Annotated in this window: 11 protein-coding genes, 8 tRNA genes and 1 pseudogene; 13 read left to right on the top strand and 7 right to left on the bottom strand. The window is 45.5% G+C overall.

What is annotated here, in order from left to right; genetic code table 11:
• The first annotated feature begins 55 nt into the window (after positions 1 to 55).
• On the top strand, positions 56 to 4507 hold the full coding sequence (locus F890_RS05300) for a hybrid sensor histidine kinase/response regulator (protein WP_005265939.1): 4452 nt from the start codon (positions 56 to 58) through the stop codon (positions 4505 to 4507).
• Positions 4508 to 4510: 3 nt separating this feature from the next.
• Positions 4511 to 4969, top strand: a complete 459-nt coding sequence (locus tag F890_RS05295; protein ID WP_004731989.1) for a hypothetical protein — start codon at positions 4511 to 4513, stop codon at positions 4967 to 4969.
• Between the two features lie 65 nt (positions 4970 to 5034).
• Here the strand turns inward: F890_RS05295 and dapE are convergent, their stop codons facing one another.
• The 3 genes from dapE to F890_RS05280 all read right to left on the bottom strand — a co-directional run bounded on the left by dapE (position 5035) and on the right by F890_RS05280 (position 7433).
• Complete coding sequence (dapE, locus tag F890_RS05290) at positions 5035 to 6171, bottom strand: succinyl-diaminopimelate desuccinylase (RefSeq protein ID WP_004731987.1); 1137 nt, start codon at positions 6169 to 6171, stop codon at positions 5035 to 5037.
• Positions 6172 to 6292: 121 nt separating this feature from the next.
• On the bottom strand, positions 6293 to 6445 hold the full coding sequence (locus F890_RS05285) for an entericidin A/B family lipoprotein (RefSeq protein WP_004280704.1): 153 nt from the start codon (positions 6443 to 6445) through the stop codon (positions 6293 to 6295).
• 112 nt (positions 6446 to 6557) lie between these two features.
• On the bottom strand, positions 6558 to 7433 hold the full coding sequence (locus F890_RS05280) for a DUF1853 family protein (RefSeq protein WP_004731985.1): 876 nt from the start codon (positions 7431 to 7433) through the stop codon (positions 6558 to 6560).
• 87 nt (positions 7434 to 7520) lie between these two features.
• Here F890_RS05280 and F890_RS05275 point away from each other — a divergent pair.
• The 11 genes and pseudogenes from F890_RS05275 to F890_RS05225 form a co-directional block, all read left to right on the top strand.
• Positions 7521 to 7874 (top strand): annotated as a pseudogene (locus F890_RS05275) (YbaN family protein); the annotation flags it as partial.
• 125 nt (positions 7875 to 7999) lie between these two features.
• On the top strand, positions 8000 to 8533 hold the full coding sequence (gene elsL / locus F890_RS05270) for a cell wall-recycling L,D-carboxypeptidase ElsL (RefSeq protein WP_004731981.1): 534 nt from the start codon (positions 8000 to 8002) through the stop codon (positions 8531 to 8533).
• Positions 8534 to 9026: 493 nt separating this feature from the next.
• Positions 9027 to 9102, top strand: a tRNA-Val gene (locus F890_RS05265).
• Between the two features lie 28 nt (positions 9103 to 9130).
• A tRNA-Asp gene (locus tag F890_RS05260) sits at positions 9131 to 9207 on the top strand.
• A 48-nt stretch (positions 9208 to 9255) separates the two neighbouring features.
• Positions 9256 to 9332: transfer RNA gene (locus F890_RS05255), tRNA-Asp, on the top strand.
• Between the two features lie 21 nt (positions 9333 to 9353).
• Positions 9354 to 9429 (top strand) — tRNA-Val (locus tag F890_RS05250).
• Between the two features lie 14 nt (positions 9430 to 9443).
• Positions 9444 to 9520: transfer RNA gene (locus F890_RS05245), tRNA-Asp, on the top strand.
• A gap of 69 nt (positions 9521 to 9589) precedes the next feature.
• Positions 9590 to 9665, top strand: a tRNA-Val gene (locus tag F890_RS05240).
• A 12-nt stretch (positions 9666 to 9677) separates the two neighbouring features.
• Positions 9678 to 9754, top strand: a tRNA-Asp gene (locus tag F890_RS05235).
• 105 nt (positions 9755 to 9859) lie between these two features.
• Positions 9860 to 9935: transfer RNA gene (locus F890_RS05230), tRNA-Val, on the top strand.
• Positions 9936 to 10007: 72 nt separating this feature from the next.
• A complete protein-coding gene (locus tag F890_RS05225; protein WP_005265938.1) occupies positions 10008 to 10469 on the top strand; it encodes a DUF2750 domain-containing protein in 462 nt (153 codons plus the stop codon).
• Positions 10470 to 10494: 25 nt separating this feature from the next.
• Here F890_RS05225 and F890_RS05220 read toward each other — a convergent pair whose 3' ends face one another.
• The 4 genes from F890_RS05220 to yccS form a co-directional block, all read right to left on the bottom strand.
• Complete coding sequence (locus F890_RS05220; protein WP_005265937.1) at positions 10495 to 11289, bottom strand: YdcF family protein; 795 nt, start codon at positions 11287 to 11289, stop codon at positions 10495 to 10497.
• Positions 11290 to 11387: 98 nt separating this feature from the next.
• Positions 11388 to 14018: a PepSY domain-containing protein gene (locus F890_RS05215; RefSeq protein WP_162924851.1), complete on the bottom strand. Its 2631-nt coding sequence runs from the start codon at positions 14016 to 14018 to the stop codon at positions 11388 to 11390.
• 169 nt (positions 14019 to 14187) lie between these two features.
• Entirely contained in the window at positions 14188 to 14748 is a 561-nt protein-coding gene (locus F890_RS05210) for a YcxB family protein (protein ID WP_004280696.1), read from the bottom strand.
• Between the two features lie 85 nt (positions 14749 to 14833).
• Entirely contained in the window at positions 14834 to 17008 is a 2175-nt protein-coding gene (yccS, locus tag F890_RS05205) for a YccS family putative transporter (protein ID WP_005265935.1), read from the bottom strand.
• Between the last annotated feature and the right edge of the window lie 110 nt (positions 17009 to 17118).

The raw sequence follows: 17118 nt of genomic DNA, 5'->3' as shown, positions 1-17118 counted from the left end.
GTCACAATTAAGTTTGAGCGCCCTTCTTGGCGGCATAACGTAAGAAGCATGAGCTATGAAAGAAATATTAAAAAATTTAGTTGAAACGACAACGCTTCCTGAAGATAGTTATCTTGACCAAGATGCAGAAATTCTTGAAATTTTTGTTGAGGAAATCGAAGAGATCTTCGTTGAGTTAAATGCTTTATTTCCAGAATGGTTGAGCAATCCAGATCATCAAGAAAATCTGAAGACCATTCGCCGCCATTTTCATACCCTGAAAGGTTCAGGCCGCATGGTCGGGGCAAAATCGGCAGGGGAAATGGCCTGGGCGGTTGAAGATACCCTAAACCGGGTTTTGTCCGGTTCGATTCAGCTAACACCGACGGTACAGAAATTTGCCCAAGCGGTACTGAATGTCTATCAATATGCTTTATATCCAAAATTCAAACATGTACAGCAATTGGATCTCGATCTGCGTCCAATGGTGCTGTTGGGACAACAATTACAACAACAAATTTCGCCTGAACCTGCATTGGAAGAATTACTGGCATTGGCAGATCATTTGACCGCTGAAGGTCAGATGACAGGTCTTGAGCTTGCAGACAATGAGCCAAGTGAAGTTGAGCTAACAATAGCGCCAGTAGAAGTACCGGTTCGCAGTGATATCGAAGAAACTGTGGCGATCTTTATTGAAGAAGCAGAAGAGCATCTGGATACGATTGCTACCTTCCTTCGCACTGAAGATGAAAAATCACAAGATTATAATGCGCTGATTCGTGCGATTCATACTTTGCGCGGCAGTTCATCGATGGCGCAGATTGAGCAGATTTTTGAAGCCAGTTCCAAGGTGGAACATCTGTTCAAAACTTTGCTACAGGATGAAATTGCTTCTACTTCAAAAGAAACTGCTTTGCTGATTCAGTATGCGGAGTTCGTGAGTGACTATCTGCACCTGCTACGTCAGGGCAATACTGCAAAACTGGATGCGGTATACGCCACCTTTGAGCGTGTCTGGCATGATTATGGCTTTGCAGTTACTGAAACCAATAGCATTCAGACGCAAGGCTTGGTGTCCAAACTGGTTGAGCTGGATATTGATCTGTTATTGGATGCCGAGTTTGAATTTGATAAACGCGCCCAAGTCGATTATCCGGAATATATTCAGGCACTCAGCCAGCAGGCTGCAGAATTGCTAGCACATACAGAAAGCCGGGCAGCGCAGGGAATTCATGAATTCACTGCCGATCTGAAATCGGCTTATGATGCGCTGCTTGAAAAGCCAGTACTGCTAAATAGCGATTATGCCTATGAATTGTTCGCACAGGCGCACCAGGAATTTATTCATTTATTTGATACCTTGACCGCAGGACAGCGCGTCATTCTGAATGATGAGATTCAAAAAATACTCAGTGAACTGTCTGCATTTGTGCAGCAGGATCTCGAGATATTTGCTGAAGATACTAGCAATCAGAATGTTGAGCTAAGCTCAGAGAGCACACAGGTGGCTGAAACTGTCGCGACTGGTAGTGTGGATTTTGCTGGCTTGAGCCAACGTATCGCTGCGGATCGTCAACAGCAGCAAAGTACTGAAACCAACCGTGATTTTGATGAAGAATTATTAAGTATCTTCCTGGAAGAAGCGGATGAATTGCTGGCAGGGATTGATGAAGATCTGAATACCTGGAGTAAAAAACAGGACGATACAACCTCACTGAACAATCTGATGCGTCATTTGCATACCTTAAAAGGTGGTGCAAACATGATTGCAGCTTTGCATATCGGTTTGATTGCACATGAACTGGAAAGTATTTATGAGCGGGTGATCCGTCAGCAAATTGCCGTGACACCTGCTTTAATCCAGATTATTCGTCTGGTTCAGGATAACGTTTCCGATCGTATTCAATCCATTCGAGAAGACGGTATTGATTATCCTGCACCAGAAGCGATTGCGATTCTGCAAAATATTCAGGTGCTGGTGTCTGGACAAGCTGTTGCTGCTGCGGAGAGCGCGAATACTGTAGTTGAAGTTGCAGAGGTCCAAGCGACATCAATTTCTGAGCCGCAACTTGAAGAGTCAGCAACGACTGAACATCCTGCAACTGATCTGGCAGAAGCTGAAGAATTACTGGAAATCTTGGAATCTCCTGAGGCTACTGAAGACATACCAGTAGAACGTTCTGAAGAAGACGAACTGAAATCGATTGTTGAAGAATCTTTCTTGGAAGAATCCGAAGAGATTCTGGCGAATGCCGAGAAGCTCCTCAATCAATGGTTTGATCAGCGTAGTGACCGTAGTTTATTGCTGCAATTACAGCGTGCTGCCCATAGTATCAAGGGTGGCGCACGTATGATTGATGTTGAAGAAGTGGCCAGTATTGCCTATGAGCTGGAAACGACTTTCGAACAGTTTGCGGTCTACCAATTTAACTCGAATGCTTATGATGGCTTATTGCAGAAAACGCTGGTTTGGTTAAGACAGGCGATTTTCCAGCATGACTATAACGGTTTTGATCAGCTGTACAGCAGTCTGAAAAAGATTGCTTATGTGGACGTTACTGCGCAATTGCCTGAGCGTCTGGCGAAAACAGATAATCTGGTGGTCAGCACCGACTTCGGCTTTGTTGAAGGTGATGGTACTGAACCGCCACAGATGATGGGTGAGTGGGCGAATAGCGGCACCAGCGATAGCAATAACGAGATGATCCGTATCTCTGCTGATCTGGTCGAGAAGATGATTGACCTGTCCGGTGAGAACTCGATTAACCGTTCGCGTATCGAGATGGACCTAGGGCAGCTTGGCAATACCTTGAACGAGATGGAATTGGCGATCAAGCGTCTTGCTGATCAGTTACGTCGAATGGAAGGCGAGCTGGAATCACAGATTATTGCCAAACATGGTTCAGAGAACTCGCGCTATGCCGACTTTGACCCGCTGGAAATGGACCAATATTCCTCTCTAAACCAGCTGTCCAAATCACTGGCAGAATCTGCATCAGATTTGGTCGACTTCAAGAGTACCTTAGCCGACAAGATTCGCGAAACCGAAGGACTGTTATTGCAACAATCCCGTATTCAGGCCGAGATTCAGGAAAGCCTGATGCGTACCCGTCTGGTCCCATTTGACCGGATGTTGCCGCGTTTACAGCGTATTGTGCGTCAAACCTCGACCACCTTGAACCGTCCTGCAGAACTGATCGTACAGAATACCGAAGGTGAACTGGATCGTAACATTCTCGAGCGTCTGGTCACACCATTTGAGCATATGCTGCGTAACGCGATTGACCATGGTCTGGAAGATACTGCAGATCGTATCGCACTGAACAAGCCGGAAATGGGTTCGATTGTCTTGAACATCAGTCGTCAGGGAACCGATGTAATCGTGTCCTTTAGTGATGATGGTAAGGGGATCGATGCGGAGAAGATTCGTGAAAAAGCGATGAGTCTGGATCTGATCAAAGCGGATCAAGTTATTGATCAGGAAGAAATCCTGCAATTTATCTTCCATCCTGGTTTCAGTACCGCGAAAGCAGTGACCCAGATTTCTGGTCGTGGTGTCGGTCTGGACGTGGTGCAAAGTGAAATCAAATCTCTTGGCGGCCATGTGTCAGTAAGCTCGGAACTAGGCAAGGGCACCATCTTTACGATTCGCGTACCGACGACCGTGGCGGTCAGCGATGCCTTGATGGTGAAAGTGGGCGATCAGCAATATGCGATTTCACTGGCGCAGATTGACCGAATTGTACGTATTGCGCCGACTATATTGGAAAGCTATTTCAACAGTAAAGATGACTATTTCAAGATCGATGGCGCAAACTATAAGCTGCGTTATCTGTCTGAGTTTGTTGGCAACCAGCCAATTCCACGTCTGAATAATGTTGGGCATTCATTGCCGGTGCTGTTGATCAAAGGAAATAGTGGTCAGACCATTGCCTTACTGGTCGATCAGCTGGTCGGTTCTCGAGCGCAGATTGTGGTGAAACCGATTGGACAGCAGTTTGCCAATGTCAGAGTGGTGGCCGGTGCTACGATTTTGGGTGATGGTCAGGTCTGTCTGATTCTCGATGGACAGAATGTTGCCCGTCAGATTCAGGCGACACAGCGTGTCAAACAGCTCAATGATCAGCGTGATGGTTCGCGTAATGCAAATGCACGTCGTCTGGTAATGATTGTCGATGACTCGGTAACTGTACGTAAAGTGACGTCGCGTCTGCTTGAACGTCAAGGCTATGATATTGTGACTGCCAAAGATGGTGTGGATGCGATCGAGCAGCTTGAAAACGTCAGACCGGATCTGATGTTGCTGGATATCGAAATGCCGCGCATGGACGGTTTCGAAGTGACCAATCTGGTTCGTCACCATGATATTCACCGTGACTTGCCGATTATCATGATTACCTCACGTACCGGTGAGAAGCATCGTGAACGTGCATTCAGCTTGGGCGTAACGCACTATATGGGTAAACCGTTCCAGGAAGCGGAGCTGCTGGCCAATATCCAGCAACTGATTGCTGAAAAACAGGGGTAATATATGAGTCAGACCAATTCGAACAACAAAATGGCTGATCAGATTAGCCAGCAGGAACTTCAGCATCTGATTACGGTATCGACCGGATTTATTGATGCCTATATTATTGACTGTCATGGCAAAGATCCGATGCTATTGCCACAAAATATTGTCCTGTCAGCACTGGATAGCAATACGCAGGTTAAGACAGTGGAGTGGCATGAAGCACAATTGCCAGTTTATGCAGTGAATGATCCTTTACGTCAAAATGGAGTGGCACTGGTGATTGAGGGTGATGAAATCACTCAGCGCTTTGCCTTGATGTGCAATGAAATGCCGAAAACCATCCGGATTCGTATTTCCGAAGTGGTCGATGTCGATCAGCCCGTGAATGATCCTGCCATCTTTCAATATGTGCGTATGAACGAACAGCTTTTCCATATTCCGAATATGACGAATATTCAGGCTTCAATCGGACTGTAATCCAAACTATAAAATATAAAAAAGGAACTCCATGGAGTTCCTTTTTTATTGCGTTATGAATTTACTTAGTTGGCGAGTAAATTCACGAGAATCTGCTCATAGATTTCAGCCAATGGCTCTAAGTCTGCAATATCGACATGTTCATTGATCTGATGAATCGTGGCATTCAATACGCCAAGTTCCAGTACCTGTGCGCCGGTAGGGGCAATAAAGCGGCCATCTGAGGTACCGCCCGAAGTCGATAGTTCAGTTTCAGTCCCCGTCACATTCAGAATGGCGGTTTTAGCTGCATTTACTAGTTCACCAACTGGCGTCAGGAAAGGCAGGCCAGATAAAGTCCAAGAAATGTCATAGTCCACACCATGACGATCCAGAATTTCTAAAGTACGTGCTTTGAGTTCTTCGGCGGTCACTTCAGTTGAATAACGCCAGTTGCACAATAGGTTCATGGTGCCGGGAACAACATTGGTTGCGCCTGTACCCGCATTGATATTGGAAATCTGGAAGGTCGTCGCCGGGAAATATTCGTTGCCATGATCCCAGACTGTGTCGCACAGTTCAGCAATGGCTTTAGAAGCGGTATGAATCGGATTCACGGCCAGATGCGGATAAGCCACATGACCCTGTTTGCCTTTGACTGTAAGGTTGGCATTTAATGAACCACGACGGCCATTTTTGACTATATCGCCCAGTTTATTAGTACTTGACGGTTCACCGACCAGACACCAGGTAATTTTCTCATTACGCGCTTCCAGTGTTTCAATCACTTTCACCGTGCCGTTAATCGATGGACCTTCTTCATCTGAAGTAATCAGGTAGGCAATCGAACCTTTGTGATTCGGATATTTTTCAACAAAACGTTCTGTTGCAACTACCATGGCTGCCAAAGCCGTCTTCATGTCGGCACTGCCACGACCATAAAGTTTGCCTTCACGGATTTCTGGTAAAAAAGGATCTGAGTTCCAGGCATCCAGATTCCCTGTTGGCACGACATCGGTATGGCCAGCGAAACAGAAGACCGGACCTTCTGTGCCTTTGCGTGCCCAGATATTATCTACATCTTCAAAGCGCATGGATTCAATATTGAAACCAATCTTCTTTAAACGTTCAGCCATGATGTTCTGGCAGTCATGATCAATCGGTGTGACAGAAGGCTGACGTAATAGTTGCAGGCTTAAATCGAGGGTAGCGGAAGAGCTCATACGGTATTCAACAGTCGATAATTTTTTCGGTTCTATAATAGGCGAATATAGGCTTGAATGTGAACGACTGATATAAAAAAACCCTATCTGGGATAGGGTTCTGTGAGCGTTTAGGAAAAAACTAGTTTTGACGGATTTCGTCAGAGGTTTTTTCAGCAGTATTGGTTACCGCATCGCCAGCCTTAGACACATCTTTGCCCATGCCTTTTACGGTGTTACAGCCAGTCAATACAAAAGCCATCATTAATGAAGCAGCAAGAATTTTTTTCATCATCATCTCCGTATAATCAATAATAAAATTATTATGATGTGGGACTTAGAGTAGAAAATATACGCTCTAAAAAATATGTGGTTTTCATAGTGCTTCGGTTAATAAATGTAATGCTTTATAGGGGCTTATGCGATGGATGCTGGATCAGCACCGGATTGCGATACATATAAAAGTCATCACTATCGAGTTTTTTATAAAGTCCATCCGTCCACCAGATCGCAGCTGAACTGCTCGGCCGGGCTTGCGGATAAATCCATTCATGTCGTTGCAGACGATAGAAACCGTGCTGTGCAGCAGGAATATGCTGTCCCCATAAGCCCAGACGACGCTCGGTATTGATCCATGAGGGAATTGGCTGATCGGCATGATGTGTAGGCAAATACAGCTGTCCCTTGAGGACGCAAAACCGTCTTTGAATGGGATGCTGCAAAGCCTCATCAAACTGGAATTGTTTTTGTGTGAAATATTTCATTTTTCTGATTAAAGTATCGGTGCGGTTTAGGCCATACCAATGCGGCAGGCTAAAATCTGCTTCGGCCAGATAATATTTCAATGCCACTTCCCAATGTTCAATCTGTCCTGTATCAGTATTTAATAACAGAAAATCTAGCTCCCCCAGGGTTTTGGCGCCTTCAATCTTTTGCAGACTATGAGCAAGCAGCTGATACGGATGATAGGCATCATCGAGTAACCAGAACCAGATCAGCATTTCAAAGCGCAGCCCTAAACGCGTACTTTTCAGTTGCTGCACAAATTCGATTAATTCTTCTGGATGCTGATCAAGAAACTCTAAACGTGGATGGTAACGGTTGAGATAGTGCTGCCAGGCCTGGCTTTCATGCAGTTCAAAGTAATATATAAGCTCAAGTTCATCTGGAATATGGAACAGGATATTCGGACTGCCGACAGCAAACGCCAGTTGCCGCACCAGAGGATGTTGATAACGTTGCCATGCTTCTACAAGATTTTGGTTTAAATTGGAAAAGGGCATAGTACAACCTGTGAAAAGTGCAGAAATACAACGGACAGTATCGGAAAACGCTTTATACTACCTGAATTCTGCGGCTAGGGTTGATGTATGAAAGTGTTGTTTTGGCGAAGTCTGGTGGTGCTGTTTGTGATCCTGGGCTTTATCGGTGCAATCCTGCCGGGTATGCCAACAACGGTCTTTTTGATTCTGGCGGCCTGGGCGGCATCCAAAGGCTGGCCACAAATGGATGACTGGTTATTGAATCATCCCAAATATGGTCCGACCTTAAGAGATTGGCGTGCCCACGGTACTGTACCGCGTAAGGCCAAATGGCTGGCCAGTATCATGATGCTGATCAGCGGGATCATCATGCTGTTTACTACTGCACCCTTGGCCGTAAAAGCCTTTACCAATATTACGATGCTGATCGTCGCGATCTGGTTATGGCGACGCCCTGAACCGAATCAGATCCTTATTCAGCAAAATACAGTTGACCCAGAAAAGACAGATCTACCAACAGCGCCATCTGAAGATAATCAGTTAAACCCTATAAAGCCAAATAAAATAGAGTCTGAGAATAACAAGTCATGAATACCTTGCATCTGGATCAAGCCGATATCCTGATTGATCTTGCCCAACAAAAACTGTATCTGCCCCGTCTAAACAAGCAATATCTGATTTCCAGTGGCAAAAATGGCATTGGTGAAACTGAAAATAGTGGCAAGACTCCTCGTGGCTGGCACAAGATTGCTGAAAAGTTTGGTCAGAATGCTCCCTTAAATAGTGTATTTGTCGCACGTCAGGCGACGGGTGAAATTTATAATCCCCAATTGGCGGCAGAATTCCCGCAGCGGGACTGGATCCTGACGCGCATTTTATGGCTGAGTGGCCTTGAAGCGGGTTTTAATCAAGGCGAGGGCTGCGATACCTATCAGCGTTATATCTATATTCATGGCACCCCAGAAACCGAAAAGATGGGAGAGCCGCTGTCGCACGGCTGTATCCGTATGCGTAATCCGGAGGTCGCTGAATTATTTGACCTGATCAGTGAAGATGCACTGGTCTATATTTCAGAACAGGCATTAGATCTGGGCAGGCTGAATGTTTCGAAAAGCGAATAAAAGTTAGATTTTAAGATTATGTGAAAATGGTTTTGTTTTTATGGACTGAATCTGCTTGGTGGAGACAGCAGAAAAGATTGATTAATCTGATCCAGATGGTATTTTTATCGCATGGAATGGGTTAAATGATTATTTGAAGTTTAGATTTACTGGCATTTTCTGAATAAAAATAAATGACAGTTGAAAGATTACATGAACACAACGTCGAGTATTTTAAAGCTTTGTATAATCCTTAATCAGAATTGGAATATGTCGTGTGGTTAGACTGAAACTTCGCAGGGTAAAACACAAAATTTCGCTTCAATTTTCATTTTGAAAATTAAAAAATTTCGGTAGAGACTTAAAAAATAAACAAAAAGTGTTGTTTTTTTTAACAAACAACCTATTTTTTAATCACTCACACCTAAAAAGTGGAAAACATTCCGAAAAGCGTTTGACAGGCTGTGCAGATTCTCTATAATGCACCCATCAAACGATGATAGACGTTTAGAAAGGGCGCTTAGCTCAGTTGGTAGAGCGTCTGCCTTACAAGCAGAATGTCGGCGGTTCGATCCCGTCAGCGCCCACCAAGCTCTTTCATGTTGAGACCTTATAGTTGCAGCGGTAGTTCAGTTGGTTAGAATACCGGCCTGTCACGCCGGGGGTCGCGGGTTCGAGCCCCGTCCGCTGCGCCACTTTAAGATCTTGATTTTCGTTTGCCACAATAGCGACATTGTGTAAATGCAGCGGTAGTTCAGTTGGTTAGAATATCGGCCTGTCACGCCGAGGGTCGCGGGTTCGAGCCCCGTCCGCTGCGCCATTTATACGATAGACCTTTTGAGGGCGCTTAGCTCAGTTGGTAGAGCGTCTGCCTTACAAGCAGAATGTCGGCGGTTCGATCCCGTCAGCGCCCACCAGATTCTTTTGCGATGCAGCGGTAGTTCAGTTGGTTAGAATACCGGCCTGTCACGCCGGGGGTCGCGGGTTCGAGCCCCGTCCGCTGCGCCATTTCAAAAGAAATTAAATTGAGGTCCCTGAGCCTGAATTTAATAAACTAAAGATTGACACTCTTTATCAGGGCGCTTAGCTCAGTTGGTAGAGCGTCTGCCTTACAAGCAGAATGTCGGCGGTTCGATCCCGTCAGCGCCCACCAGATTCTTACGATGCAGCGGTAGTTCAGTTGGTTAGAATACCGGCCTGTCACGCCGGGGGTCGCGGGTTCGAGCCCCGTCCGCTGCGCCATCTTAAGATGAAAAGCTTGGATTCCTGAGATCTGAGTTTTCAAGATACCAAGACTACATTCCTTGTTGGTCTTGCGTCATTTAAAACAACGTTGTTGTTTTCTCAGGGCGCTTAGCTCAGTTGGTAGAGCGTCTGCCTTACAAGCAGAATGTCGGCGGTTCGATCCCGTCAGCGCCCACCATATCTTCTTGCTTCAACTCTATTTATTCCTTAGAATCTGATTGTATTATAATAATATTAAGATTTCACGACCATGAGAAATCCCTATCAGCGCAAAGCCGCGACCAAATCCCAAAAAACTGCTTTCGATCCTCAACAGCTTTATAAGCAATATAGTGAAGCCATTGTTGCTAATGCTGGCATTTTTGCACTCTATCAGGATGGGTGGGCCTTATGTGCCACGCCGACCGGACAACGCGCATTTGCCTGTTGGCAAAGTAAAGGTCTGGCTCGACTGTTGATTAAAGACAATTGGGAAAATTACAAGATTCAGGAAATTGGTCTCAAGGATTTTGTAGAGAAAGTCATTCCCTTTTTATGTCAGGAAAGTACCATTGTTTCGCTTGACCTGACCCCGGAAGGGCAGAATATTCTGGTGGCACCGGAAAAATTATTACTTGATATTAAAAATTATCTGTATCAGATCTATGTACAAAAGCCGGAACTGTTTAAAAATCCGGATATGCCTTTGCCTAGGCAGATCCGTTTAAATTAAATTTATTGTTTTTAAAACAGCTTGTTTATTGGAACAATGAATATTCATTCAGTAGCCAGCCACTTATCAAAGCAAAATATTCGCGTAACCAGGAATTATAGCGAACATTCTGGGGTGTGCTGGCACTCAGGCTGATGACTTGTTGATAACCCTGATGTCTGGCAATGGCACGGGCACGAGGGCTATGAAAATCGCTAGTGACAATCGCAATGGGCTCATTTCGATCAATATGTTGCTGTTTTAGGATTGCCTGAGAATATTGCAGGTTCTGTTGGGTACTTCTGCTTTGATCTTCTAAGCTAATGGGGTTTTTGAGCTGCGGATAGTTCGTGTAGATATAACTTTGCATGACTTCAGCTTCGCTCTGTCTCTCCCGGAAATTTCGTCCACCGGTCATAATGATTAAAGTATTTGGATATCGTTCTGCATATTTTGCTGCGGTATCCAGACGATTTTTTAAGATGGGTGAGGGCTGACCCTGATTAATGCCACTGCCTAATACTAAAATCGCTGCAGCAGGTCGTGCCGGAATATTCGGGTTGATTGACATCTGGATATAAACAAAGAAAGCCGCGACACTGATTATCCAGAATAAAAATCCGCCCCAGAGACTGTTCCAGAACAAGGTTCTGAATCGGGAATTCTGTTTCCAGCGCTGAATAGATGAAAAAAATAAGGCGGAGAGGATGAGTGCCACCCCAATGAAGATCGACAGGGCAATAGCAAAATGCCTCTGACCTTGGCTCAGTAACCAGACGCTATTGATACATAGGATCAAGCCAGAGATCAGGCTAAGACTTCGTTTAAGTTGATTGAGCATCCAGGGTTCCTTTTTTCTTATTCATATTCTTATTATTGCTTTTGCATCTTCAATAAAAACCGGGCCATTGAGCCCGGTTTTTAGCATATCAGGTTATCTTAATATACATCACGGCGATAACGTCCATCCAGGCGTAATTGATCTAGCATTGTTTCACCGAGAATCTCGGTCAGGGCCTGATCCACATCGCTGGCCATACCATTGATGCTACCGCAGACATAAATCACTGCACCTTGAGCAATCCAGGCTTTCAGTTCTTCAGCCTGTTCACGCAATTTGTGATGTACATAGACTTTTTCCTGCTGGTCGCGAGAAAACGCAAGATCGAGACGTTTCAGGGTTCCCATTTGCAGCCAGGCCTGAATGGTTTCTTCAAAGAAGAAGTCATGTTCACGCTGACGTTCACCGAAGATCAGCCAGTTCTGGCTATAGTCCCGACGGTTACGCGCACTGAGCAGGCTTAATAATCCCGCAATCCCGGTACCATTACCAATACAGATAATCGGGCGGTTGTCATCAATCAGGTGGAAAGATTCATTGCTGCGAATACGCAGTGCAATTGGCGTATTGAGAGCCGCATGCTGGGTCAGCCAGCCTGAACCCAATCCCAGATTACCACTAGCATCGGTTTGCTGACGTACCACCAGACGTAAAACCTGCTGGCTTGGAATACTGGCAATGGAGTATTCACGTGTTGCCAAAACCGGTAATTGCGTGAGGAGCTGATCCAGAGAATCAAAAGGTTCAGCCTGAGTCAGATCACGATCCCAGAGTGCCTGTTCAATATTCTGTTGCATAGAAGGTACTTGTGTACCCGCTGCTATCTGGTGCTTTTGCATAAATGCATCGATACGTTCTTGGCTATTCCCTGGCTGAACCTCGGCAATATCACCTGCTTGCCAGACGGCTTCATGCTCAGGGGTCAGTTCGATATTGAAGGCAGGCGCACCCAGACTACCCGGATTGAGGACTTCACGTTTACTCAAACTCCAGTGATCAAAGGTCTTATCGATACTCATCGCTTGTAGCTCAAGTCGAGTGACTTGTTCCAGCGCACTATTCCATTGCTGGATATGCTCGTTATTGGCATTGTCGACTTCAATCGTATTGAATAGCTGCTGGGCACCATTCTGTTTTAACCACTGATCAATACGGTGACCAAAACTGCAATAGCTGTCTGGATATTCCTGAGAACCCAAGGCCAATACCGCATAACTTAAATAACTGAGATCAGCTTGAGCAGACAGGATTTTTTTCTCAAAAGAAGAGGCCAGATCCGGCGCTTCACCTGTGCCATAGGTGCTGGCAACAAATAATACCTGTTCGGTTTGTTGTAAATCGGCTAGCGTCAGTTGTTGTACTGGCTTGACTGTTACCGGTTGACGCGCTTCCTGCAGGGCAGTCGCTGTACGCCAAGCCAGTTGCTCAGAAACCCCTGTTTGTGAGGCATACGCGATGAGCCACGGTTTGGAATTTTCATCTAGGTTTACTAAAGTCGCACCCTGACGTGCTGCCAGCGTTAAGCGTTTCTGTTTGCGACGTTTCAGATAGAGCATCCAGCCGGTCACAAAGAACAACGGCATCAACAAGGCTGCGACCATGGCAAAGAACTGGTAAATTGGGCCGAAGAAGCTGCCACGATGCACCGGTAACATGCTGCTCATGATTTTTTCATTAAGCTTTTTATCTTCATACAGCTCGATTTCGGTAAATTCAGCTGTCTGGTAATTATAAGTGGCACTGTTTCGTGCACGTTCATGCTGAGCGACTGGATCGATAAAGCTCAGCTGCATTTCGCCATCCGATTTTTTCGGAAGGTTAAACGTTACGGTAGAATACTTATCTGAAAATTCAGTGTTAAAGCCAATCCAGCTCTGGTCTAGCGCACGGGCAGTAGCTTCAGGGCTGAGACCTTCACGGCCTTCACCACCAGCACCGCGTTCGCCACCTTGGCGGCCTTCGCCTCGTACTTCACCTTCGGCACGCGGACCACGTTCACCGCCTGGACGTCCTTCACCACGGTTATTGCCGGCATTGGCCTGCATTTCCGGTTGCGGGCGTTCCACACCCAGCACTTTAAACATGCCATTGCGCCACCAGTCATAAGACCAGTACAGACCGGTACAGGCCAGAATCAGGTAGAAAATCACCACCCAGGTTCCCACAACAGCGTGCAGATCCCAGATAAAATTACGGCCTTTCAGTTGAGGTTTTACAAAGAACCATTGCTTGATCGAATGACGTTTCGGCCAGCGCAGGTACAGACCTGACAAGACAAAAAAGATCAGCATCAGGGTACAGGCACCGGTAATCTGCTTACCCACCGGACCAACCGTCAAATTACGATGCAGTTGCTGAACAAACTGGAAAAATTCCCGACCCTTAATCTCTGGCAAGACTTCCGCAGTATACGGGTTGATCATGATGTTCTGACCACGCCGTGCGCCTTCTTTGGCAACATTCACAGTACTCGAAGCACTCGGATCTTGTGCCACGGTAATACTGTTGATCTTCATGTCAGGCGCAGTACGGTTAAAGTGCTGATACAGCTCGGCAGGCGTGAGTTTGTCACGTTGCTGAACCTGAACCGTATAACTGTCGCTATTCATCCATTTTAATATTTGTTGTTCATAGGAGTAGATTGCGCCAGTGACCCCCATTATCGAGAGGATTAAACCTGCTGTAATCCCCAGAAACCAGTGGATTTGGAAAAATGTCTTTTTAAACATGGTCGTCAGATTAAGGGTGAGATCTATAAAAGTGGCAAAATTATAACTGAAGTTTGAGCCCGAATTATAGGTGTTGAGGATAATATTTATTCTCATTATCATTTATTATTTTGAGATTAAAAAAACCTCCATGCCGGGGCAGGAGGTTTTTCACTGAAGAAAGAACAGTTTAGATTTGTTTTGCTGCGCCGACTTCTGCTTCCAGATGCTTGCGAATCGTAGCGAAAGAGAAGTTTTTGCTGTCCAGACGTTTCGGCAGGATATAGGCGCCTTGCTGGCCTTTTACTTTGAAATTGACCAACATGAATTCTGGTGTGTTGTACCATTCATAGATGTCTTTCCAGCTAATCGCGCCAACACCTTCCTGCATGCCCATTTTCTGGCGCATCACGATACCATGCGGTTGCACGCCCAGGCGAACACCTTTGATTTCCTGTACCGGAAATTCATTCATCTTGCGTTTAACATACCATTCCAGACCAAAGGTACGGATCAGGTAATACAACACCACACAGACAATGGCCACCCAGCAGAACACGGTAGAATAGTTCTTCAGGAGCAGAATGCCCAGAATAGAAAGTGCAACAACAGCACCCATGATCAGCCATGCTTTCATGCCAATTTTATTGGTACTACGCCAGATCACCAGCTGAGCATGACGCTGCTCGGCTTCTGAAATTTCATAGTTCACAGGCTGTAGGGTATAAGCGTATAAATTTTTCGCGGTCATAATGAAATTAGCAGATTTTAAACTGTAAAAAGTTTAGCACTAATTGTACCAATTCAGTGAGTATATTGTTCCAAAATCAGCCAAATTATAATGAACCTAATTCAGTTGCCTGTTCATCACGCTCATGACTCAAACTTTGTTTCAGTTGGCTCAACTGCTTTAAAATGCTGAACATTAAAGACAGTTGCTGCAAAATGATCAGGGATTTCTGATCTTGCTCCTGATCTTGAGCCAGGCGCTGGCGAATATGGGCAATCATATTTTGCGCACTTAAATCGGGCATTTCATCTCTTAGCAATGCACCACGAATGTTCTCAAGTGCTTTGTCTAGTAAATTCAGAATGTCCTGATCTTCAATTTTTTCCCGGTGTGCGCCCAGTGCAGCAATATAACTGATAAAAGTATGGTTCAGACAAAGGAACTCAAAGGCTAGCGATTTTTGTACCGGATCAATATCCGGTTCAGTGGCCAGTGTCGAAATTAGTGAAGCCACCTCGGCATCGGTATTATGGGCCGCACGGCGCACAATCCGATATTTCAGGCCATTATTACGTCCTGATTTATACTGCTCGATTACTTCACTCAAATAATCTGCTTCTGCCTGCAGGCTGCGTTTGATACTTCGCGGCAAACGCCGGAACTTCCAGTCTGGAAAAATAAAGCTGACGCCAAACCAGGCAATCGCACAGCCAATCAGGGTGTCAATCATACGCGGGATGGCCGCAGCATAGCCCATACCATCCAGATTGAAGTTGATTAGGGCTAAAATCGTGATAAAGGCAGTGGCTTGGGCATACTGTTTACTGCGTAATTCAAAGAACAGAATCCCGCTCAATACCAGAAGTAATAATTGTCCTTCGATGGAAGGCACAAAATACAGAATGGCATAACCGAGAATAATACCGACCAACGTACCGACAATACGCAGACGTAAACGCCGTTTGGTGGCGTTAAAGTTCGGCTGGCTGACAAAGAGTGCCGTTAATAAAATCCAGTAACCATATTCAATATTGCTGACCTGTACGAAGATATAGCTGATCAGCAGCACAATCGACAGGCGAATGGCATGCCGGAACAGTACCGACTCGGGTGTCAAATGCTGCTTAATCCGAATCTTGATATCATCCCAGCCTTTCAGGTCATCATCTCTGAGCTGGTTTTCGATATGTTTGAAACGCTCGGATTTGATACTTTGCTCGGTTTCCAGGTTGCGTAACTGGGCATCAATCGATTTCAGGTTTTGAAACAACGCAAACAGGGCGCTAATCCAGACCTGATCATACTGCTGCTCCTGACGTAACTTATCCAGAGACTGTCTCAGGTTGTCAAAGGTATGCTTAAAGCGCTGGTTATGCACATAGGGTTTGCGCATTAGCAAACTTTCACTCAGGTCCTTACAGGCTTTGCCCTGAATTGACATAATGCGCTGGAAGCGGAACAGGATATCGCTATGCTGGAAAATCTTGGTCAGTTTCTGATAATCAATATGCGCTGAATCGGCACGTTCATGAATATCCTGCGCCACAAAATAATATTGCAGGCTGCGACGGGTATCTTTTTGCCCACGGTCGCCTTTCAGGCGAGTCAAAAGGGCAGTTTTCATTTCATTAAAAATCGCAATCAGTTTGCCATTTTCCAGCGAGAGTTCAATCATGCTTTGTTGATAGCTTTTCGGGGTCATGTCCACATCAAACAGATTGGACTTGGCATATAAAAAGTCACCGAGCGCAGAATAGGAAATGGCAAGCTTGTCTTGCGCCAACCGGGCAGGGAAGATCAGGAAACTGAGGGTCGACAGCAGACCGTACCACATCGCGCCGATGACCAATAAACCAGCCTGTTTATACCATTCATCAAACAGCTCTACCCCGAGCATGGAATAAACGGAAATCACCAGACAGCCGTAAGAAATCGTGGCATAGCGTCGCCCTAGTGAACCCAGCAAAATCAGGGCAATACAGGACACAATTAAGGCCAAGGCAAATAGCAGGGGATAAGGAAAGAGCAGATATACGCCCACTGCGGTAATAAAGAAGCCAATGTAGGTATACAGCAGATTTAAAATCCGCACCGAAAAGCGGTCATCAATATCACTTAAACCGGCTGCGACCACGCCTAAAGTCAGTGGAATCGTCATCAATTGTTGTCCCATAAAATAGGGAACAAAGGCGGTACCTGCAAATGCCGTCATCATGCGCAGGTTATACATCAAGGTCGTATTATAGGTGGTTTGCTTGAGACGAGTGAGCCAAGATTTCAAAGGTCGTCCTTTATACTGCAGTCTTAGAGCTGAATCTGAATAGGCTAATGAAAATAGTATATTTATAAATCTTCATTTCAGGCTAAATCATACTATGCACTGTGTTAATT

The organism is Acinetobacter sp. CIP 64.7 (assembly GCF_000369745.1).
In the GTDB taxonomy this organism is placed as follows: domain Bacteria; phylum Pseudomonadota; class Gammaproteobacteria; order Pseudomonadales; family Moraxellaceae; genus Acinetobacter; species Acinetobacter fasciculus.
This window is presented reverse-complemented; position numbering and strand designations above follow the sequence as displayed.

Bases quoted from the DNA above. Each gene is read 5' to 3' on its own strand.
- F890_RS05215 (WP_162924851.1), bottom strand. From the start codon at position 14,018: ATGTTTAAAAAGACATTTTTCCAAATCCACTGGTTTCTGGGGATTACA.
- dapE (WP_004731987.1), bottom strand. From the start codon at position 6,171: ATGAGCTCTTCCGCTACCCTCGATTTAAGCCTGCAACTATTACGTCAG.
- F890_RS05280 (WP_004731985.1), bottom strand. From the start codon at position 7,433: ATGCCCTTTTCCAATTTAAACCAAAATCTTGTAGAAGCATGGCAACGT.
- F890_RS05285 (WP_004280704.1), bottom strand. From the start codon at position 6,445: ATGATGAAAAAAATTCTTGCTGCTTCATTAATGATGGCTTTTGTATTG.
- F890_RS05300 (WP_005265939.1), top strand. From the start codon at position 56: ATGAAAGAAATATTAAAAAATTTAGTTGAAACGACAACGCTTCCTGAA.
- F890_RS05295 (WP_004731989.1), top strand. From the start codon at position 4,511: ATGAGTCAGACCAATTCGAACAACAAAATGGCTGATCAGATTAGCCAG.
- F890_RS05220 (WP_005265937.1), bottom strand. From the start codon at position 11,289: ATGCTCAATCAACTTAAACGAAGTCTTAGCCTGATCTCTGGCTTGATC.
- F890_RS05225 (WP_005265938.1), top strand. From the start codon at position 10,008: ATGAGAAATCCCTATCAGCGCAAAGCCGCGACCAAATCCCAAAAAACT.
- F890_RS05210 (WP_004280696.1), bottom strand. From the start codon at position 14,748: ATGACCGCGAAAAATTTATACGCTTATACCCTACAGCCTGTGAACTAT.
- elsL (WP_004731981.1), top strand. From the start codon at position 8,000: ATGAATACCTTGCATCTGGATCAAGCCGATATCCTGATTGATCTTGCC.